This is a genomic window from Streptomyces sp. NEAU-174 (assembly GCF_052665095.1).
On the sequence record NZ_JBQTCE010000003.1, the window covers coordinates 391,179 to 411,808 of the forward strand.

General features: G+C 70.4%; 15 protein-coding genes, 1 tRNA gene and 1 pseudogene. 1 reads left to right on the forward strand and 16 read right to left on the reverse strand.

Going from position 1 to position 20,630, the window contains the following annotated elements:
* Positions 1 to 31: 31 nt before the first annotated feature.
* From ACT2CW_RS11095 to ACT2CW_RS11165, 15 genes are all read right to left on the reverse strand, one after another.
* Positions 32 to 1,450 carry an MraY family glycosyltransferase gene (locus tag ACT2CW_RS11095; RefSeq protein WP_164428242.1) on the reverse strand — a complete coding sequence of 473 codons (1,419 nt, stop codon included), beginning with the start codon at positions 1,448 to 1,450 and terminating at the stop codon, positions 32 to 34.
* Positions 1,451 to 1,513: 63 nt separating this feature from the next.
* Positions 1,514 to 2,803 (reverse strand): serine hydroxymethyltransferase, encoded by a 1,290-nt coding sequence (gene glyA, locus ACT2CW_RS11100; RefSeq protein WP_182472049.1) that lies wholly within the window; start codon positions 2,801 to 2,803, stop codon positions 1,514 to 1,516.
* A gap of 373 nt (positions 2,804 to 3,176) precedes the next feature.
* Positions 3,177 to 3,836 (reverse strand): arsenate reductase/protein-tyrosine-phosphatase family protein, encoded by a 660-nt coding sequence (locus ACT2CW_RS11105; protein WP_037951046.1) that lies wholly within the window; start codon positions 3,834 to 3,836, stop codon positions 3,177 to 3,179.
* The gene (locus ACT2CW_RS11110) at positions 3,833 to 4,480 is read right to left on the reverse strand and encodes an L-threonylcarbamoyladenylate synthase (RefSeq protein ID WP_014054918.1); all 648 of its coding nucleotides are present in this window, start codon (positions 4,478 to 4,480) and stop codon (positions 3,833 to 3,835) included. The genes ACT2CW_RS11105 and ACT2CW_RS11110 overlap by 4 nt, the downstream gene beginning before the upstream one ends.
* Before the next feature lie 47 nt (positions 4,481 to 4,527).
* Positions 4,528 to 5,373, reverse strand: a complete 846-nt coding sequence (prmC, locus tag ACT2CW_RS11115; RefSeq protein ID WP_020868414.1) for a peptide chain release factor N(5)-glutamine methyltransferase — start codon at positions 5,371 to 5,373, stop codon at positions 4,528 to 4,530.
* 55 nt (positions 5,374 to 5,428) lie between these two features.
* The gene (gene prfA, locus ACT2CW_RS11120) at positions 5,429 to 6,499 is read right to left on the reverse strand and encodes a peptide chain release factor 1 (protein ID WP_164428088.1); all 1,071 of its coding nucleotides are present in this window, start codon (positions 6,497 to 6,499) and stop codon (positions 5,429 to 5,431) included.
* A gap of 121 nt (positions 6,500 to 6,620) precedes the next feature.
* Entirely contained in the window at positions 6,621 to 6,845 is a 225-nt protein-coding gene (gene rpmE, locus ACT2CW_RS11125) for a 50S ribosomal protein L31 (RefSeq protein WP_030823398.1), read from the reverse strand.
* A gap of 176 nt (positions 6,846 to 7,021) precedes the next feature.
* Positions 7,022 to 8,146: an LCP family protein gene (locus ACT2CW_RS11130; protein ID WP_164428090.1), complete on the reverse strand. Its 1,125-nt coding sequence runs from the start codon at positions 8,144 to 8,146 to the stop codon at positions 7,022 to 7,024.
* 360 nt (positions 8,147 to 8,506) lie between these two features.
* The gene (gene rho / locus ACT2CW_RS11135) at positions 8,507 to 10,633 is read right to left on the reverse strand and encodes a transcription termination factor Rho (protein ID WP_138913793.1); all 2,127 of its coding nucleotides are present in this window, start codon (positions 10,631 to 10,633) and stop codon (positions 8,507 to 8,509) included.
* 401 nt (positions 10,634 to 11,034) lie between these two features.
* Positions 11,035 to 11,949 (reverse strand): homoserine kinase, encoded by a 915-nt coding sequence (gene thrB, locus ACT2CW_RS11140; protein ID WP_037951055.1) that lies wholly within the window; start codon positions 11,947 to 11,949, stop codon positions 11,035 to 11,037.
* A 507-nt stretch (positions 11,950 to 12,456) separates the two neighbouring features.
* On the reverse strand, positions 12,457 to 13,575 hold the full coding sequence (gene thrC, locus ACT2CW_RS11145; RefSeq protein ID WP_233361966.1) for a threonine synthase: 1,119 nt from the start codon (positions 13,573 to 13,575) through the stop codon (positions 12,457 to 12,459).
* A gap of 125 nt (positions 13,576 to 13,700) precedes the next feature.
* A complete protein-coding gene (locus tag ACT2CW_RS11150) occupies positions 13,701 to 14,993 on the reverse strand; it encodes a homoserine dehydrogenase (RefSeq protein WP_445516431.1) in 1,293 nt (430 codons plus the stop codon).
* A gap of 222 nt (positions 14,994 to 15,215) precedes the next feature.
* Positions 15,216 to 16,619 (reverse strand): diaminopimelate decarboxylase, encoded by a 1,404-nt coding sequence (gene lysA / locus ACT2CW_RS11155; RefSeq protein ID WP_182472052.1) that lies wholly within the window; start codon positions 16,617 to 16,619, stop codon positions 15,216 to 15,218.
* Positions 16,620 to 16,657: 38 nt separating this feature from the next.
* Positions 16,658 to 17,662, reverse strand: coding sequence for an ArgS-related anticodon-binding protein NrtL (gene nrtL / locus ACT2CW_RS11160; RefSeq protein ID WP_445516432.1), 1,005 nt, complete (start codon positions 17,660 to 17,662; stop codon positions 16,658 to 16,660).
* A 251-nt stretch (positions 17,663 to 17,913) separates the two neighbouring features.
* Positions 17,914 to 18,354 carry a response regulator gene (locus ACT2CW_RS11165; RefSeq protein ID WP_256652455.1) on the reverse strand — a complete coding sequence of 147 codons (441 nt, stop codon included), beginning with the start codon at positions 18,352 to 18,354 and terminating at the stop codon, positions 17,914 to 17,916.
* A 230-nt stretch (positions 18,355 to 18,584) separates the two neighbouring features.
* Here ACT2CW_RS11165 and ACT2CW_RS11170 point away from each other — a divergent pair.
* Positions 18,585 to 18,656: transfer RNA gene (locus ACT2CW_RS11170), tRNA-Arg, on the forward strand.
* Positions 18,657 to 19,603: 947 nt separating this feature from the next.
* Here ACT2CW_RS11170 and ACT2CW_RS11175 read toward each other — a convergent pair.
* Positions 19,604 to 20,602, reverse strand: a pseudogene (locus ACT2CW_RS11175) (recombinase family protein); the annotation flags it as partial.
* Between the last annotated feature and the right edge of the window lie 28 nt (positions 20,603 to 20,630).

Here is a 20,630-nt window from a genome sequence, read left to right on the forward strand (position 1 = left end):
ACTGGGGACATCACGGCGATGACTGGGGAGATTACTGGGGTGTTCCGATGCGCCGGCGGTGAGTGAAGCGGGACCGGTCGCCGATCGCGGTGGCGCCGTTCACACCGTTCGCCCCACTGCTCGCGCCGTTGCCCGCGCCGCCGTTCACCCCGGAGCCCACCGGCCCGGGCTTGACCAACTCCGGCTTCGCGGCGGCGGGCCCGGCACCGGCCGTGGCCGCCACGGGCTCGGCAGCCGCCTCGGCGCCCCGCTCGGCCCTGGCGATCCGGTTGGCGCGGCGGTAGCGCGGCGGAACGAACGCCTCCGCCCAGCGCGGAACGCGCGGGGTGAACCGCGGCAGCAGCAACAGCACCAGACCGACCCCGCTCAGCGCCACGATCGCCAGCACGAACCACACACCGGCCGAGTTCACCGAGTACGCCACGGCGCCGAAGGCGATCAGCGCCGACCAGAAGTACATGATCAGGACGGCCCGGCTGTGCGAGTGGCCGATCTCCAGCAGCCGGTGGTGCAGATGGCCGCGGTCGGCGGCGAACGGCGACTGACCGCGCCAGGTGCGCCGGACGATCGCCAGCACCAGATCGGCGAAGGGCACCGCGATGACGGTCAGCGGCAGCAGCAGCGGGATGTAGACCGGGACGGTGGCGTGCACCGCGGCCTGCTCGGACCCCTCGAACAGCTTCATCGCGTCCGGGTCCACCTGGCCGGTGATGGAGATGGCGCCCGCCGCCAGCACCAGGCCGATCAGCATCGAGCCCGAGTCGCCCATGAAGATCCGCGCGGGGTGGGCGTTGTGCGGCAGGAAGCCCAGGCACATGCCCATGAGGACGGCGGCGAACAGGGTGGCGGGCGCGGCCGCCTCCAGGCCGTAGCCGTACCAGATGCGGTACGCGTACATGAAGAACGCCGCGGCGGCGATGCACACCATCCCGGACGCCAAACCATCAAGCCCGTCAACGAAGTTGACCGCGTTGATGGTGATGACGACCAGCGCCACGGTGAGCAGCGTGCCCTGCCAGGGCGTCAGCGAGACCGGTCCCACACCGGGCACCGGAAGCCACAGGATGGTCAGACCCTGGAGCACCATCACACCGGCGGCGATCATCTGACCGCCCAGCTTGATCAGCGCGTCCACGCCCCACTTGTCGTCCAGCACCCCGAGCAGCCAGATCAGCCCGGCGCCGGACAGCAGCGCCCGTGGCTCGTTGGAGACCTCGAAGACGTCCTTGAGGTTGGTCAGGTGGGCGGCGACCAGCAGCCCCGCGCAGAGCCCGCCGAACATGGCGATGCCGCCGAGCCGTGGCGTGGGCTCACGGTGCACATCACGGGCGCGGATCTCGGGCATCGCACCGGCCGCGATGGCGAATTTCCGCACCGGCCCGGTCAGCAGATAGGTGACCGCGGCCGTGACGCACAGAGTCAGCAGGTATTCACGCACAGGCTGCCCCAGAGGTATCGCTGGCCATCACAGCCCCACACCCTATGCGTGTCCGACGCCTCGCGGTGAACGTACTTACAGACGTCCTACACCTTCGGATGGTTGCATGATTCGACCCTCGTCCGGATAGGGCGGAAATCTCCCGGCCAGTTCCGCCACCTTTTCCCGTACCACGCCCTCGTCCCGCAGGACGGTTCCCATGAGATGGGCTATGCGCTCCATTTCAGGCGCTCGCATTCCCTGGGTGGTCACCGCGGCGGTGCCAAGACGCAGCCCCTTGACGCATCCCCGGGGCTCGGTGGCGGACGCCAGCGCGCAGGTGTCCAGGACGATCCCGGCGGCCGCGCAGCGGCCCTTCGCGGTGCGCCCGTCCAGGCCCAGCGGGGCCGGATCGGCGGTGATCATATGGGTGTCGGTGCCGCCCGTGGTGACCGCCAGACCCTCCCCGACCAGGGCGTCCGCCAGTACCCGGGCATTGGCCACCACCCGTCGCGCATAGGCGGTGAAGGCAGGCGCCGCGGCCTCGCCGAACGCCACCGCCTTGGCCGCGACGGTGTGCATCTGGGCCCCGCCCTGGGTGAACGGGAACACCGCCCGGTCCACTCGCTCGGCGAGCTCCGCACCGCACAGCAGCATCCCGCCGCGCGGCCCGCGCAGCACCTTGTGTGTCGTTGCGCACACCACGTCCGCGTACGGCACCGGGGACGGCGCCGCCTTCCCCGCCACCAGGCCGATCGGATGGGCGGCGTCGGCGATGAGATAGGCGCCCACCTCGTCCGCGACGGCACGGAACGCGGCGTAGTCCAGATGGCGGGGATAGGAGATCGAACCGCAGACGATCGCCTTCGGGCGGTGGGCGTGAGCGAGCCCCCGCAGCTGCTCGTAGTCGATCAGGCCGGTCGCCGGATCGACCCCGTAGCCGATGAAGTCGAACCAGCGGCCGGAGAAATTGGCGGGCGAGCCATGGGTGAGATGGCCGCCGTGCGGCAGCGCCATCGCCAGCACCGTGTCCCCGGGCCGCAGCAGCGCGGCGTAGGCGGCCAGCACCGCGGACGACCCCGAATGCGGCTGCACATTGGCGTGCTCGGCGCCGAACAGCGCCTTCGCCCGGTCCTGGGCCACCCGCTCGGCGATGTCCACGATCTCGCAGCCCCCGTGGTGGCGGGCGCCGGGATACCCCTCGGCGTACTTGTTGGCCAGCGGGGAGGCGAGCGCCGCCAGCACGGCCGGCGAGGCGTAGTTCTCGGCCGCGATCAGCTGGAGTCCGCCGGAGACGCGGTCGATCTCGCTCAGGATGATTCCCGCCAGCTCCGGGTCCTGGCGGGCGAGGCCCCCGAAATCGGGGCCCCAGGGGATGACGGCCATGGCGTGCTCACAGCCTTCGGAGGGGACGGCGGGTCGACGCTTGGGTGGTCACCCCCAATGTAGGCCCCGCGACGCCGCACGGCGCGCCGTACGGCCCGGGAAGGGCCCCTACGCGGTGTCCGGTGGGTCTTTCCCCTCCCCGCCCCTTCCCGTTACCAAGGGCTTCGCCCCTGGACCCCGGGATCCAGGGGCGAAGCCCCGCCTTCCAGCCCCTCCAGGGGGCACCTCCCAGCGGTAGCTGGGGGAGATTGAGGAGCGGGGTCTGGGGCGGAGCCCCCCACGCGGCGGAGCCGCATATCGTCAGGTGTCGGGAAGGGGCGGGTAGGGGACAGTAGCCCGCCGCAGGACTCAAGATCCGTCGGCCCCCCGGGGGCTACGCGGGGGCGGGAACGCCCGTCAGTGCCGTGACGACCGGGTCCAGGGCCTGGTTGATCTCGTCCCCGATGGAGCGGAAGAAGGTGATCGGCGCCCCGTACGGATCGTGCACCTCGTCCGCCTCCTCGTTGGGCGCCAGCAGCCAGCCGCGCAGCGCGGCCGCCGCCTGTACCAGGGCGCGGGCGCGCTCCACCACACCGCCCGCCTCCTCCGGGTCGGGCAGCGTCGCGGGGTCTATGGCCCGCACCAGCCGGGTGAACTCCTTGAGCGTGAAGGTGCGCAAGCCAGCCGAGTGGCCCATCGAGATCACCTGCGCCCGGTGGTCGCGGGTGGCGGTCAGCACCAGATCGGCGCGGATGACGTGCTCGTCCAGCAGCTCACGGCCGAGGAAGCCCGCCGGGTCGGCCCCGAAGTCGGTCAGGACCGTCGCGGCGTGCGCCTCCATGGGCGCGCCCTCATGGCCCCAGGTGCCGGCGGACTCCACGATCAGACCGCGGGTGCGGACACTTCCGAGGCGGTGGGCGAGGGCATGCCGGGTCAGCCGCTCGGTGATCGGCGAGCGGCACACATTGCCGGTGCTGACGTGGAGGATGCGGAAGGTGGCCTCGGCGTTCTTCTCACGGTGTTCCGCTATGCCACGCCCCTCAGGGGCTGTCAATTGGCCACCTCGAGGTCGGGTACGACCTCCCGGAGCTGCTCGGCGGTGAGCGCGCCCGCCCGGAGCAGCACCGGCACCTTGCCGGTCACATCGACGATCGAGGAGGGCACGGCGGCCGGGGTCGGACCGCCGTCCAGGTACACCGAGACGGAGTCCCCCAGCATGTCCTGGGCGGCGTCGCAGTCCTGCGGGGAGGGGTGTCCGGTCAGATTGGCGCTGGAGACCGCCATCGGGCCGAAGTCCGTCAGCAGCTCGATCGCCACCGGGTGCAGCGGCATCCGGACCGCCACGGTGCCCCGGGTCTCCCCCAGGTCCCAGGTGAGCGACGGCTGGTGCCGGGCGACGAGGGTGAGCGCGCCGGGCCAGAAGGCGTCCACCAGCTCCCAGGCCATCTCGGAGAAGTCGGTGACCAGTCCGTGCAGCGTGTTCGGCGAGCCGACCAGCACCGGAGTGGGCATGTTGCGGCCGCGCCCCTTGGCCTCGAGCAGATCGCCGACCGCCTCGGCGTTGAAGGCGTCCGCGCCGATCCCGTAGACGGTGTCGGTGGGCAGCACGACCAGTTCGCCGCGGCGGACGGCGGAGGCGGCCTCGCGCAGGCCGGTCTTGCGGTCGGTCGCGTCCCCGCAGTCGTATCGCCGTGCCATTTAACGGACCTCCTCGTACGTGGCCAATGTGTGGTGCGGTGCCGCCGTCACGGCATGGCCTTCCGCGCGGTGGCGAACCGGGGCCGGTTGTTCAGGTCGGGGTGGTCGGCGGCGTCCGCCCAGCCACGCTCCTCGGTGAAGATCCACGGCACCTGGCCGCCCTGGGTGTCTGCGTGCTCGATGACCACCACGCCGCCGGGGCGCAGCAGCCGGTGGGCGGTGCGCTCCAGGCCACGGATGACATCGAGGCCGTCCTCACCGGAGAAGAGCGCGAGCTGGGGGTCGTGATCGCGGGCCTCCGGCGCCACGTACTCCCACTCGGTCAGCGGGATGTACGGCGGGTTGCTGATGACGAGGTCCACCTGCCCGTCGAGCTCGGGCAGGGCCGTCAACGCGTCCGCGTGATGGAGAACGACGCGGGACCCCTCGACGTTCTTGCGCGCCCAGCGCAGGGCGCCCTCGTCCAGCTCCACGGCGTGCACCCGGGAGCGCGGCACCTCCTGGGCGAGCGCGAGCGCGATGGCCCCGGAACCGGAGCACAGGTCGACGATGAGCGGTTCGACGACGTCCATGGCGCGCACCGCGTCTATCGCCCAGCCGACCACCGACTCGGTCTCCGGCCGGGGCACGAAGACCCCCGGCCCGACCTGGAGCTCCAGATAGCGGAAGAAGGCGCGGCCGGTGATGTGCTGAAGGGGTTCGCGGGCCTCGCGGCGGGCCACCGCCTCCCAGTAGCGGGCGTCGAAGTCGGCGTCGGGCACGCCGTGCAGCTCTCCCCGCTTGACGCTGTGCACAAAGGCGGCGAGCTCCTCCGCGTCGAAGCGCGGTGAGGGCACGCCCGCGTCGGCCAGCCGCTGAGTGGCCTGCGCCACCTCGGCGAGCAGCACGTTCACTGAATTCCTCCAGCCGGTCCGGACAAGGGCACGAAGCGTTGATCAGTGGGTGGCGCTAGCCCGCGGCCGCCAGCTTGGCGGCCGCGTCGGCATCGACGCACGCCTGGATGACCGGGTCGAGTTCACCGTCGAGCACCTGGTCCAAGTTGTACGCCTTGAAACCGACACGATGGTCCGAGATCCGGTTTTCCGGGAAGTTGTACGTACGGATGCGCTCGGACCGGTCGACGGTGCGGACCTGGCTGCGCCGCGCGTCCGACGCCTCCCGCTCGGCCTCCTCCTGGGCCGCGGCCAGCAGCCGCGAGCGCAGGATGCGCAGCGCCTGCTCCTTGTTCTGGAGCTGGCTCTTCTCGTTCTGGCAGGAGACGACGATGCCGGTGGGCAGGTGGGTGATGCGTACCGCGGAGTCGGTGGTGTTGACCGACTGGCCGCCGGGTCCGGAGGAGCGGTAGACGTCGATCCGCAGATCGTTGGGGCCGATCTCGACCTCCACCTCCTCGGCCTCCGGCGTGACCAGCACACCGGCCGCGGAGGTGTGGATACGGCCCTGGGACTCGGTGGCGGGCACCCGCTGCACCCGGTGCACCCCGCCCTCGTACTTCAGCCGGGCCCAGACGCCCTGGCCGGGCTCGATGGCGCCCCTGGCCTTGACCGCGACCTGGACGTCCTTGTAGCCGCCGAGGTCGGACTCGTTGGAGTCGATGATCTCGGTCTTCCAGCCGATCCGCTCGGCGTACCGCAGATACATCCGCAGCAGGTCGCCGGCGAACAGCGCGGACTCCTCGCCGCCCTCCCCGGCCTTGACCTCCAGGATGACGTCCTTGTCGTCGCTCGGGTCGCGCGGGACGAGCAGCAGCCGCAGCCGGTCGGTGAGCTGCTCGCGGCTCTGCTCCAGCTCCTTGGCCTCGTCCACGAAGTCGGGGTCGTCCTGGGCCAGCTCGCGGGCGGTCTCGATGTCGTCCCCGGCCTGCTTCCAGGCGCGGTAGGCGGAGATCACCGGGGTCAGCTCGGCGTAGCGCTTGTTGAGCCGCCGTGCCTCCCGCTGGTCGGCGTGGACCGCGGGGTCGGCGAGCCGCTTCTCGAGGTCGGCGTGTTCGCCGATGAGTTCCTCGACCGCCTCGAACATCGGGGGGCTCCCTGAGTGGTCTGCGTGGTGTTGCGGAAAGTTCCGGAGGGCCGGTGACGACAAAACGCCGGTCCGGTCGCCCCAGGGAAGGGGCGACCGAAGACCGGCGCCGTGCGGGTCGCTACTTCTTGGCGGACCCGGCGTTCTTGCCGAAGCGGGCCTCGAACCGCGCCACGCGGCCACCGGTGTCGAGGATCTTCTGCTTGCCCGTGTAGAACGGGTGGCACTCGGAGCAGATGTCGGCACGGATGGTGCCGCCGCCCACGGTGCTACGGGTGGTGAAGGAGGCGCCACAGGTGCAGCTGACCTGCGTCTCGACGTACTCCGGGTGGATGTCGCGCTTCAAGGGAATCTCCTAGGTTCGGGAGGGCACCGGGTCGACGGGCGGATTGCCTGTCGTGAACCGGGACCGACGATCCAGTTTGCCAGTACTGGCCGCATCCCCCAAAACCGGGGGGCGGACCCGGATATTCCCGGCCCGCCCCGGAGGCTGTCCGACGCCCTCGAATGACCCGGACGACCCTATTTGACGACCTTGCCCGCGCTGGTGGCGTCGCCCGCGGAGCCCTTGGTGGCGGAGGCGGGAACCGGCTGGTCATGGCGGAGCGCGGTCCATATCAGCTTGGCCTTGCGCTCCATGGGCAGCACCCGGGCCGGGTTCTGCGGGTCGTACTCGACCGGCAGCGTGGTCATCTTCATATTGCCCGAGCCGATGCCCTTCAGGGATTCGGCGAAGCCCTTCAGCTTGCTCACCGAGGCCAGCTCCGAGTCGGTGGTGAGGGCCTTGGTGGAGGTGTCCGCGAGGTCGTAGAGCTTCTTCGGGTTGCCGAACAGGTCCACGTGCTTGACCTGGTCCAGCAGCGCCTTGACGAACGCCTGCTGGAGCTTGATCCGGCCGAGGTCGCTGCCGTCGCCCACGCCGTGCCGGGTGCGCACCAGGCCGAGCGACTGCTCCCCGTCCAGGGTGTGCGGGCCGGGCTCCAGGTCGAGGTGGCTCTTGGGGTCGTGGATCGGGGCGGTGGTGGTGATGTTGACGCCGCCGAGGTCGTCTATCAGCTGCTTGAAGCCGGAGAAGTCGACCTCGAGGAAGTGGTCCATGCGTATGCCCGTCATGGACTCGACGGTCTTGATGGTGCAGGCCGGACCGCCGGCCTCATAGGCGCTGTTGAACATGGCCGCCTGCACGGCGGGCGTCTGCTGCCCGCCCTTGCTGGTGCAGGACGGCCGCTCTATGAGGGTGTCGCGCGGGATGCTGATGACGCTGGCCTTCTTGTGGCCCTTGTAGACGTGGACGATCATCGCCGTGTCGGAGCGCGAGGTGCCCTCGTCCGTGCCGTACTTGGCGTTCTTGCCGGCCCGGGAGTCGGAGCCGAGGACGAGGATGTCCATCGAGCCGTTGTCGACGTCCTTGGGACGGTTGGTACCGAGGGCGGCGTTGACGTCGACGCCGGTGAGGTTCCCGTTCAGCTTGTAGTAGAGGTAGCCGAGTCCGGCACCGCCGAGCACCAGCACGGCGGCCAGCGTCCACACCGTGTAGAGCACGGCCCTGCGGCGCGTGCTGGTCCGCTTGCGACGGCGTCCCGCCGCCGAGCCGCGGGCGCGGTGGCGGCCCGGGCTCACCGGTGCGTTCCTGCTGTCCTCGGCCATGTGCTCCTCAGTCCTCTTTGTTGCCCCGAGTACCCCCAGCCGTCGCGGTCAGGCGTGGCGTCACATTGCGTTGCGCGGTGGAGTCAGCCTGTGTTCGGGCCCCGTATTCCGACCTGACAGATGGCAGGCCGGCCGCCAGGGTTGCATATCCGCGATGGCCGGTTTTCGCGTGGGCCGCCGAGCGCACCGTTCGTCCCCTTCGTCCGCCTTACCGCTCTGACCTGCACTTTCGCGGGCGATAACATGATCAGAACCGGTCCGTGGCCTAGCCGGAAGATGTGGCTCACCTCTCATGGAACGCAGCGAGGCCCCCCGCGGTGCGGGGGGCCTCGGCTACGGAGCGTTCCGGCGGGTGTCCGGTCAGTCGCCGTTGTTGCCCGGGGTGGGCGTGGTCTTGGCGATCTGCATCAGGAACTCGGCGTTCGACTTCGTCTGCTTCATCTTGTCCAGCAGCAGCTCGATCGCCTGCTGGGAGTCGAGCGCGTGCAGCACCCGGCGCAGCTTCCAGACGATGTTGAGCTCTTCCGGCGCCAGCAGGATCTCCTCCTTGCGGGTGCTGGACGGGTCGACGTCCACCGCCGGGAAGATGCGCTTGTCGGCGAGCTTCCGGTCGAGCTTGAGCTCCATGTTGCCGGTGCCCTTGAACTCCTCGAAGATCACCTCGTCCATGCGCGAGCCGGTCTCGACCAGCGCGGTGGCCAGGATGGTCAGCGAGCCGCCGTCCTCGATGTTGCGCGCGGCACCGAAGAACTTCTTCGGCGGGTAGAGCGCGGTCGAGTCGACACCACCGGACAGGATGCGGCCGGAGGCGGGCGCCGCCAGGTTGTACGCACGGCCCAGGCGGGTGATCGAGTCCAGCAGGACGACCACGTCATGACCCAGCTCGACCAGGCGCTTGGCCCGCTCGATCGCCAGCTCCGCGACGGTGGTGTGGTCCTCGGCCGGGCGGTCGAAGGTCGAGGAGATGACCTCGCCCTTGACCGACCGCTGCATGTCGGTGACCTCTTCCGGCCGCTCGTCGACGAGGACGACCATCAGATGGCACTCGGGGCTGTTGCGGGTGATCGCGTTGGCGATCGCCTGCATGATCATGGTCTTACCGGTCTTCGGCGGGGCCACGATCAGACCGCGCTGGCCCTTGCCGATCGGCGCGACCAGGTCGATGATCCGGGTCGTCAGCCCGCCGGCCTCGGTCTCCAGACGCAGCCGGTCCTGCGGGTAAAGCGGCGTCAGCTTCCCGAACTCCGGCCGCCCGCGCCCGGTTTCGGGCGCCATGCCGTTCACCGAGTCCAGCCGCACCAGCGCGTTGAACTTCTCGCGGCGCTCGCCCTCGCGCGGCTGACGGACCGCACCGGTGACGTGGTCGCCCTTGCGCAGGCCGTTCTTGCGGACCTGGGCGAGCGAGACGTACACGTCGTTCGGGCCCGGGAGGTAGCCGGAGGTCCGGATGAACGCGTAGTTGTCGAGGATGTCGAGGATGCCCGCGACGGGGATCAGCACATCGTCCTCGGACACCTGCGGCTCATTGCCGAAGTCGTCACGGCCGCGGCGGCCACGCCGGTCGCGGTAGCGGCCGCGGCGCCCGCGCCGCCCGCCCTCGAAGTCGTCGTCGCTCTCGTCGGCGCGCTGCTGGCCCTGGCCGCGCCCGTCGCGCTGCTGACGGCCGCCGCCCTGCTGGCCGTCCTCGCCCTTGCCGCGGCGGTCGCCGCGGTCACCGCGGTCGCCGCGCTGGCGGTCCCGGCGGTCGCCCTTCTGGCCGCGCTCCTGGCGGTCACCGCCCCTGGCGCCCTTGCCCTCGGCGGTGTCGGCGGCGGCCTCGGCCTTCCCGTCGCCCTTGGGCTCGGTCCTGGCCTCGGTCTTGGCGGAGACGTCGCTGCGCGCCTCCGTCTTGGTCTCGACGGCGGTGGCCGTGCCCCCGGCGTCGGGGGTGGTGGCGGGCGCGGTGGCCCGGCGGCGGCGGCGCTCACCGGCCGGCTGCTCATCGCCGGCGGGCTCACCGGGCTGGCCGGGGATCTCGATCTGCGCCTGCGCCGCGGCCTTCTCCTCGGCATCGGCCTTGTCGGCCTTCTCCGCCTTCCCGGCGGACTTCGAGGACTTGGCGCCGGTCTTCTCCTCGGCGTCGTCGCCCGTGCGGGCGCGGGAGGTGGTGCGGCGCTTCGGCTTGGTCACCCCCTCCGCGTCGGACGGAGTGCTCTCGGAGCCCTGGGCGGAGCCGGAGCCCGCGGCCTGCTTCTCCTTGATGACCTCGATCAGCTGGCCTTTGCGCATCCGCGCGGTGCCCTTGATGCCAAGGCTCGAGGCGAGCTGCTGAAGCTCGGCCAGGACCATGGCGTCGAGGCCGGTGCCCGAGCGGCGTCGCCGCGGGGCAGCGCCAGTGGCAGCACCGTTGGCGGGCGCGGAAGCGTCCGTGGCGGGCGCGTTGTTGCCGACACCGCTGTCGGAGGTGCCGGAGGCGTTCACGCCCATCAGATCGGTGGTGTCGCTCACGAAGGGTCCTTCCCTGGAGCGGGCGTCGGCCTGTCTGGCTCGGCGACCGGTTGTGCTGTCCGGCTGTGGTCCTTCGGTTACGGACCGGGCCGGGGCGGTGGTCCGCCGGGTACGGCGGAGAGATCAGTTCATGGTTCCGACGCGGCGGAGGATTCACGAGAATCCGCCACGCCGATTCCGGAGCGTGCTCGATACTGCTCAGGCAGGCTGCTCAGGCAGTGGGGGAGGCTCCCGGAAGAAGGGTGGTCCCTGATGGGGACACTGCGCACCTCGCCTCCGAGTACATCCAAGAGGCATCCAGTGCAGACTTGAGGTTAACACTACCGGATCCAACAAACATTCCCCCTCTCCAAGACCGGCTATCGAGTTTTCCCGGCTCCGGGACACCCCGGATCGCGGTGTCAGGTGAGCGGCAGAACACTCGCCCCCCCGGCGTCGAGAGCCAGCCGGTTGGCCGCCCACCCCTCGCCCGCCAGCCGTGCGACCTTGTCGGCCGCACCGTCCTCGACCAGCGCGAGCACCGTGGGGCCCGCACCGGAGATGACCGCGGGGACGCCGTCCGCCCGCAGTCGGTTCACCAGGCTCACGCTCTCGGGCATCGCCGGAGCGCGGTATTCCTGGTGCAGTCGGTCCTCCGTCGCGGCGAGCAACAGCTCGGGACGCCTGGTCAGGGCCTCGACAAGCAGTGCGGCCCGGCCCGCGTTGACCGCGGCGTCCACATGCGGGACGGTGCGCGGCAGCAGGCCGCGGGCGGTCTCGGTGAGCACCGGCCGACCGGGGACGAAGACCACCGGAACGATGGAATCCGCGGGGTCCATCCTGATCGCCCTGGCGGACCCCGCGTCCGTCCAGGCCAGGGTGAAGCCGCCGAGCAGACAGGCTGCGACATTGTCGGGGTGGCCCTCGATCTCGGTGGCCAGCTCCAGCATCGCCGCGTCGTCGAGCCGCTCGGCGCCGCCTATGGTCACCGCGCGAGCGGCGACGATCCCGGCGCAGATGGCGGCGGAGGAGGAGCCCAGGCCCCGGCCGTGCGGAATGCGGTTGGCGCAGACCAGCTCCAGGCCGCGGGGCTGCCCGCCCAGCAGGTCGAAGGCGGTGCGCAGGGAGCGTACGAGCAGATGGTTCTCATCACGCGGGAGCGACTCCGCGCCTTCACCGGCGATGTCGACGTGAAGACCGGAGTCGGCCACCCGGACCACCACGTCGTCGTAGAGGCCCAGGGCCAGGCCGAGGGCGTCGAAGCCAGGACCGAGATTGGCGCTCGTGGCGGGGACGCGCACTCGGACGGCGGCGGCGCGGAACGCTGGACCGGCCATCGCTCGATGACTCTCCTTGTGGTTACGTGCGATTGCTCGAAGAGGTACGGAACACCGCGAGGGCCGTGACAAGTACGGCGACGCCGCGCAGAGGCGATCGCTCTGCGTCGGGGCGGATTCAGTACAGCCTATCGAAGGAAGGTTCTGTGGCGACATAGGGCGCACGGGAGGCGCACGATGCGTGTCGCGCTCCCTGCCATCGTCCGCGACCACTCTACTGGAGCCCTCCGCGCGCCCTCGCGCTTCTCTGCCACCACTTGAGTGGATCTTTAGAAAAGCGCCGTGGGAGGGGCTGGAGGGGCTGGGTGGCGTACCCAGGGAGGGCCCGGCGGGCGGGGGCCGACGTGCACGCGGAGGGCCCGGCGAGCCCGAGGGCCGACGCGGACGCGCGGGGGTCGGCGGGCCGGGCCGGGGGCCCGCCGTAACCCTCGTCGCGCCAGGTCCCCGGCCCTGCTCAGGGCCGGTTCGCGGCGACCCGGCCTGCTCAGGGCCGGTTCGCGCGGCGCGTCAGGCCAGTCCGAGCCGTACGGCCGCGGCGTCCGCGTCCACCGGGACCACGACCGGCTGCGGCGCACCCGCCACCGCCCAGTCCGGGTCCTTGAGCCCGTTCCCGGTCACCGTGCAGACGATGCGCTGGCCCGGGTCGACCAGCCCCTGCTCGGCCGCCTTCAGCAGACCCGCCACGCTCGCCGCGGAGGCGGGCTCGACGAAAACGCCCTCCTGGGCGGCGAGCAGCCGGTACGCGGCGAGGATCTGACGGTCGGTCACCTCGTCGATGAGGCCGCCGGACTCGTCGCGCGCCTGCTCGGCGAAGGTCCACGAGGCCGGGTTGCCGATGCGGATGGCGGTGGCGATGGTGCTCGGCTCCTTGACCGGCTCACCACGCACGATCGGCGCCGCGCCGGACGCCTGGAAGCCCCACATCCGGGGCGTACGGGAGGCGTGCGGTTCGCCGTCGGCGAACGGCGCCGCGTACTCCGTGTAGCCCTTCCAGTAGGCCGTGATGTTGCCCGCGTTGCCGACCGGCAGCACATGGATGTCGGGCGCGTCCCCGAGCATGTCCACGATCTCGAAGGCGGCGGTCTTCTGGCCCTCGATCCGGGCCGGGTTGACCGAATTGACCAGCGCCACCGGGTACTTCTCCGACAGCCCGCGCGCCAGCGTCAGACAGTCGTCGAAGTTGCCGTCGACCTGGAGGATCTTCGCGCCGTGGACGAGGGCCTGGCCCATCTTGCCCAGCGCGATCTTCCCCTGCGGGACCAGCACCGCGCAGACCATCCCGGCCCGTACGGCGTACGCCGCCGCCGAGGCCGAGGTGTTGCCGGTCGAGGCGCAGATGACGGCCTTGGCGCCGGCCTCCTTGGCCACGCTGATGGCCATCGTCATCCCGCGGTCCTTGAACGACCCGGTGGGGTTGGCGCCCTCGACCTTGAGGTGCACCTCACAGCCGGTGCGCTCGGAGAGCACCTGCGCGGGGACCAGCGGCGTGCCGCCCTCGCGCAGGGTGACGACGGGGGTGGTCCCGCCGACCGGGAGGCGGTCGCGGTACTCCTCGATGATCCCCCGCCAGCCGTGCCACTGGCGGGTGCCGGACATTCGAGGCCCGGCGTCGGCGATTGCGTTCATGATTTCCCTTACTCTCCGCTCACCCTCTGTTCGGCCTCAGCGCGGCCGCTGCCCGGCGTCTGCTCGCCCACTGTTCGCCCATGGCTCGTCCTCCACCCGTCCTCTGCTCGCCCTCGACCGGCCCTCTACTCGCCCTCGACCCGCATGATGCTCGCGACATCGCGGACGGTGTCGAGCCGGCGGAGCGCCTCCACGGTCGCCGACAGCGCGGCGTCGCTCGCGCGGTGGGTCACGGCGACGAGGGACGCCTCGCCGTCCTTCCCCTGCTGGCGGACCGTATCGATGGACACGCCGTGCTCGGCGAAGACCGTGGCGACCTGCGCCAGAACTCCGGGTTTGTCGGCGACGTCCAGGCTGATGTGGTAGCGAGTGACCACATCGCCCATCGGGCTCACCGGGAGCCGGCTGTAGGCGGACTCCCCGGGTCCGGTGGCACCCGCCAGCTTGTTGCGGCAGGCGGCGACGAGGTCGCCGAGGACGGCCGAGGCGGTCGGCGAACCGCCCGCGCCCGGGCCGTAGAACATCAGCTTCCCCGCGGCGTCGGCCTCGACGAAGACCGCGTTGTACGCCTCGCGGACGGAAGCGAGGGGGTGGCTCAGCGGAATCATCGCCGGGTGCACCCGCGCGGTGACCGACCGGCCGTCGGCGGCCCGCTCACAGATCGCGAGCAGCTTGACCGTGCAGCCCATGCGCTTGGCGGAGGCGATGTCGGCGGCGGTCACCTCGGTGATGCCCTCGCGGTGCACATCGTCGAGGGTGACCCGGGTGTGGAAGGCGATCCCGGCGAGGATCGCGGCCTTCGCGGCGGCGTCGAAGCCCTCGACATCGGCGGTCGGGTCGGCCTCGGCGTACCCCAGGGCCGTGGCCTCGTCCAGCGCCTCGCTGTAGCCGGCGCCGCTTCCGTCCATCCGGTCGAGGATGAAGTTGGTGGTGCCGTTGACGATGCCGAGGACGCGGTTGACCTTGTCGCCCGCGAGCGACTCGCGCAGCGGCCGCACCAGCGGGATCGCCCCCGCGACCGCGGCCTCGTAGTAGAGGTCCGCACCGCGCTGCTCGGCCGCGCCGTGCAGCGCCGCGCCGTCCTGGGCGACCAGCGCCTTGTTCGCGGACACCACGCTCGCGCCGTGGTCGAAGGCGGTGGTGATGAGGGTGCGGGCGGGCTCGATCCCGCCGATGACCTCGACCACCACATCGATGTCCCCGCGTTTGACCAGGGCCGTGGCATCGGTGGTGACCAGCTCCGCGGGCACCCCCTCCCGGACCCGGCCGGGGCGGCGCACGGCGATCCCGGCCAGCTCGACCGGGGCCCCGATCCGCGCCGCGAGGTCGTCCGCCTGCGTCGTCATGATGCGCGCCACCTCTGAGCCGACCACTCCACAGCCCAGCAGCGCCACTTTCAGCGGACGCGTACGCATCATCCGACCTCGTTTCTCATCCATCGCGTTAATGCATCAGCGCGTTAGTGCACCAGTCTCATGCACTGGACGGGATTTTCTGTCCCGGGTCCAGTATCCGAGATCCATTTCTCGCAGGCTGAAGCCGCTCGCTGAAGCCGCCTGCTGAATCCGCTGCCTGAAGCCGCTCGCTGATTCCGCTGGCGGCAGCGGCCGACGACAGCGGCCGGCGAGTAGCGGATCTCGCTAGCCGACATCGAGCCGCAGCAGATCTTCCTCCGTCTCCCGCCGGACGATCTCGCGCGCCTGCCCGTCCCGTACGGCGACGACGGGCGGCCGGAGCGCGTGGTTGTAGTTGCTCGCCATCGAGCGGCAGTACGCGCCGGTGGCGGGGACGGCGATCAGATCGCCGGGCGCCAGGTCGGCGGGCAGGAAGGCGTCCCGTACGACGATGTCGCCGGATTCACAGTGCTTACCGACGACGCGGGAGAGCATCGGCTCGGCGGTGGAGGCGCGGGAGACCAGCGCCACCGAGTACTCGGCGTCGTAGAGCGCGGTACGGATGTTGTCGGACATCCCGCCATCGACGCTGACGTATGTCCGCAGCCCCGGCAGCTCCTTGACCGTGCCCACCTCGTAGAGCGTGAACGCGGTCGGCCCGACGATCGCCCGCCCCGGCTCGACCGACAGCCGCGGCACCGCGAGCCCGGCCGCGTCGCACTCCCGGTGCACGATGTCGCGCAGCGCCTTGGCGATCTCATGCGGCTCGCGGGGGTCGTCCTCCGAGGTGTACGCGATGCCGAGACCGCCGCCGAGGTCGATCTCGGGCAGCTCGACGCCGTGCTCGTCCCGGATCTCCTTCAGCAGCCCCACGACCCGGTGCGCCGCGACCTCGAACCCGGATGTGTCGAAGATCTGCGACCCGATGTGCGAGTGAATGCCGATGAGCTCGAGCCCATCGAGCTTGAGCGCCCGCCGCACGGCCTCGGCGGCCTGCCCGCCCGCGAGCGGAATGCCGAACTTCTGGTCCTCGTGAGCGGTCGCGATGAACTCGTGGGTATGCGCCTCCACACCCACGGTGATCCGGATCTGCACCCGCTGGCGCCTGCCGAGCCGCTGGGCGATATGCGCGACCCGCACGATCTCCTGGAACGAGTCGAGCACGATCCGCCCGACGCCCTCCTCGACCGCCCGCTCGATCTCGGCGGTGGACTTGTTGTTCCCGTGCAGCGCGATCCGCTCGGCGGGCATCCCGGCGGCGAGCGCGGTGGCCAGCTCCCCGGCGGAACACACGTCGAGGTTGAGCCCCTCCTCGTTCAGCCAGCGCACGACGGCGCGGGAGAGGAACGCCTTCCCGGCGTAGAACACGTCAGCGTCCTCCCCCTCCCCCTTGAACGCCTCCCGCCAGGCCCGACAGCGGGCCCGGAAGTCGGCCTCGTCGAGGAAGTACGCGGGCGTCCCGAACTCCTCCGCGAGCGTCTTGACGTCGATCCCGCCGACGGTCACGACGCCATCGGCGGCGTTCCGGCCGACCGTACGGGACCAGACGCGCGGATCGAGCTGATTGAGATCGGCGGGCGGCGCGGCGTAGTGCCCCTCGGGGAGGACATCGGCGTGGCGGGGCCCGGCGGGATGGGCGGAACGGCTCATGCTGTCTCTGCTGTCTCTCTCAAGGTCTTACACAAGGTCTACAGATGTTCGGGTGCGCTGATGCCGAGCAGATGCAGGCCGCCGGCGAGCACCGCCCCGGTGGCATCGGCAAGGGCCAGCCGGGAACGGTGGACGGCCGAGGGTTTGAGCTGGCCGGAAGGGATCGGCGGGCAGTCGTCATGAAACCGGTCATGGAACCGGAAGAAGGCGTCCGCGACAGCGACGAGATGCCGCGCGAGCTGGTCGGGCGCACGATGCCGGGCGGCGGCCTCGATGGTGCGGGGATGATCGGCGAGGAGGCGGAGTAGGCCGATCTCGGCGGGGTGGTCATACGCCCCGGAGTCGGGCTGGGGCTCAGGTGCGAGGCCGAGCCGGCCGGCGTTCCGCATCAGGGCGCGGGTACGGGCATGGGCATACCGAACCCGGAAGAGGGGGTTGTCCTCGCGCTGCGAGAGAAGCGGGGAGGGGTCGAGATCGGGCAGATCGTGCCCGGCGGGCCGAAGCAGTGCCCAGCGGGCGGCGTCGGGGCCGAGAGAGCGGAGCAGCTCGGCCCCGGAGACGGGAACAGGCCGAACAATAGGCCCCTGACCAGGAACAACGACTCCCCCGACGGCGTGGACGAGCCCCCGCACAACATGAGCGACCAAGGCGGCCCGCACCTCGTTCGCAGCCCCAAGGGGGACCGAAACCCCGGCAAGCGCCTCCCCGTGCCCGTAGCGAGACCCCTGGGAGAGAACGTCCCGCACGAGCTGAGCATGGGAGGTGGCATCAAGGGTGATGTTGAGAAACCCGGGGTCGGCGACATCAACGCGGGCGATCCCGGGCGTACGGAGAAGCCGCCGCCGCAAAACCTGGGCGATACCCAGCGCATCCCCACCGCCTCTGGCCAGCAGCAGAGCAACATTAGTGGCGTAATCCCCACACCCGGGCCGAGGCGGGGTCCGCACCTTCACCCGCTCCGGCACGGCAACGCACAGCTCGTCGTCCTCAACGGCACGACGCACGGTGTGCAGCACAGTGCGGGAGAGCTGGGCGGGAGTCACGGGACCAGCGTATGGGAGGAGGGGGGTACGAAAGCGAACCGGTTTCGCCCTTCGGACGAGCACACGACGGGGGAGCCGAGGCCGGGACCGGAAGGAAGCCCCGGGCCCCGAACCCCCCAAAGAAGCCCAAGCCCCGAACACACCCAAAGCCCAAGCCCCGGCCACAACCGAAGCCCGACCCCCGGACACCACCGAAGTCCAATCCCCCCGGGCCGAACCGGAGGGAAGAGGCCCGGGCCTGGGGCCCACCACTACCCGGTGGGCCCCACAACCGGCTCGGCATCACCAGGCGCGGCCGCACCGGTCGCACCGGCCGCCCCCTGCCGCATCAGCCGCCGCACGAGCTCGACAAGATCGACGGGCTCGAAGGGTTTCGCGAGGAAGGCATCGACGCCCAGCGCCTTCCCGCTGTCCATCTCGTACTGCGTACACGCACTGATGATCGCGACGGGCACATGACACGTTCGAGCATCAGCGCGCAGCCTCGATGCCGTATGCAGCCCATCGAGTCTGGGCATCACGACATCGAGAGTGATCACATCGGGCCGCACCTGGTGAACGATCTCCAGGCACTCGGCACCATCGGCCGCGGTCACGACCTCGAAGCCCTCCAGCTCGAGGTTGACCCTGATCAGCTGCCGGATGACCTTGTTGTCGTCGACGACAAGGACCCGGCCGGACAAGCCAGGCACATCCTGAAGAGTAGGCGCGCAGCCGCGGCTGCGTCCGGGTTTTCCCCACTTCCGCCCCGTGCGAGGGACCTTTCCCCAAGACCCCTGCGCCCCACCCTCCACATGCGGTATACGCCCCTCCGCTCCCACATCCACCCCCCGACCGCCGCCGCCCGATAAACGTTCATGACCACCCTCTGCGAGCTGATAGTGTTCTACCTGTCGCCGCGAGACAGCAGCGACAGACGCAAGCCCCCGTAGCTCAGGGGATAGAGCAACGGCCTCCGGAGCCGTGTGCGCAGGTTCGAATCCTGCCGGGGGCACTCAGAGGATGGGAATGAACGCGACGGTTATGCCGCGTTTGTCCACCCCGGGTGTCATGATCGGGTGCCAGCGCTTCGCTGCGGGCGCCCGATTTTTTGTTCCACGGATCCAGCTCACGGGTGACGACCACCAGTCCATCAAGCAGATGCCCCGGGACCGTCACCCGTAGGGTCACCTCTTCACGGGGTCGGCTGTAACGGACCTCCAGCCCGAAAGCGTCGTAGAGCCGCCGCTGGATCTCCTCCGGGACCAGGGCAAGGTCGATGTCGAGGTGCGGAAGCGCGTCTAGCAGAGCCTCGCTGTCGACGGAACGCACCTCCGGCTTCGGGGCTTCCAGCCGGGCCAGCTGCTCGGCGAGCGTCATGCGCTGCGTACCCAGGGTGGCGTGCTCCCGACGGATAGCGTCGCGGAACTCCTTCGCCTGTTCCGGGTCGGTCCCGCTGGCCCGCTCGTCATCACCAAACCCATCGGCGAGAGTGCGGATGAGCCGGGCCTGGCGCTCGCCGATGGCCTTGATGGCCTGCTCCAGCGCGATGCGTTCTTTCGCGGTGCGGTCGCCGGGCCCGTCCGCGAGCCGGGCGGCTTCGAGCGCGGCTCCGAGATGGGTGCGCCGGTCGGGGCCGAAGACGCGGGTGGCGAAGAAGCGGGAGACGGATGTGATCAAGGCCTCTTCCCGGACCCACAAACTCTTGGGATGCCCGCCGAACCAGGACTTGTCTCGGTGTTCGTTCGGGTCGACCTGGCAGGCGTAGTACGAGATCTGGTGGCGGTTCTTGCCGAACATACGGCGGTCGCAGATCTCGCAGACGACGTACGACCGCAGGACATAGGAACGCCGGGTCGCCGGGTGAGAGTTGGGACCGGAGGTCGTCCGCGACCCTCGGCGCTTCCGCGCCACGGTGGAAGCCACATCGAACAGTTCCTTGGAGACAAGAGGCTCGTGGGTGGGCTGCGGGGACCACACCCAGTCCTTGGGGTCGTTGTAGCAACCGCCTTTCGTCGTCGCGCGGCGATTCCAGACCTGATAGCCGGTGTACTTGGGGTTGCGCAGGATCTCTCTCACGGCCGACCCGCTCCAGCGATGGAGGGCCATGTCGGGACGAGTGGGCTCTGGCGGCGGGTACGCGACGGGATCCAGGTTCAGGCGGTCGGCGATGGCGTCGTATCCGAGCTTGTCCAGTCCGCGGAGCTGGAAGATGTAGGTGACGGCCGACGCCCGGGACGCGTCCGGGACGAGCCGGTGCTTGGTGCGGCCCTCGGCCCGGCGGGCCGGGACGGGATGCGGGACCTTTTCCGCGCGATAGCCGTAAGGCGGCTTGCCCACATTCCAGCCCTGAGATACATGCTCGATGAAGCCATCCCACGACAGCTCCAGCATCTGCAACACGTACCACTCGGAGACCGCCTGCTTAACGCGCCGCGTGAGCGTGGGCGTGGCGCGTTTGGCTCGCGGACCGGTGACGATCGGCTCATCGGCGGCACACAGGGCCACCCCGGCCTGCTCCAGCTCGTACTCGATCTTCGTGCCGAAGTAGGTCCGGCGCGCGACGCGTTCAATGGACTCGCAGATGACGGCGGCGAAACGGCGGTCGGGCCGCTGCGCCTCATCAAGCAGATTGGCCACACTGCCATCGCGGGGAATGGGAATCTGGAACTGCTGGTGCGCAAGGGAATTGCCCCGCTCACGCAACTCCTTACGGCCGGATTCCACATCGTAGAAATGGGCGACAATCACCCAGCCGGGCGGGAGCGCGGCTCTCGCGTTACGCAACTGCCGGGGCAGCGACAGGGTGGGGTCCTGGGCGTCCTCCGTAGAGGTCCGGCCGAGCCATGCCACCGGAACGGTCACCGGAAACGCCGAGGCGTCTGGGATACCGGCCGTGGACCAGGGACGGCCAGCTACGGGTTGCGCCCAGGGCCGAGTGCTGGGCGGGTTGCCGTGCATACGTTCTCTCTCTCCCAGGGTTCGGGGC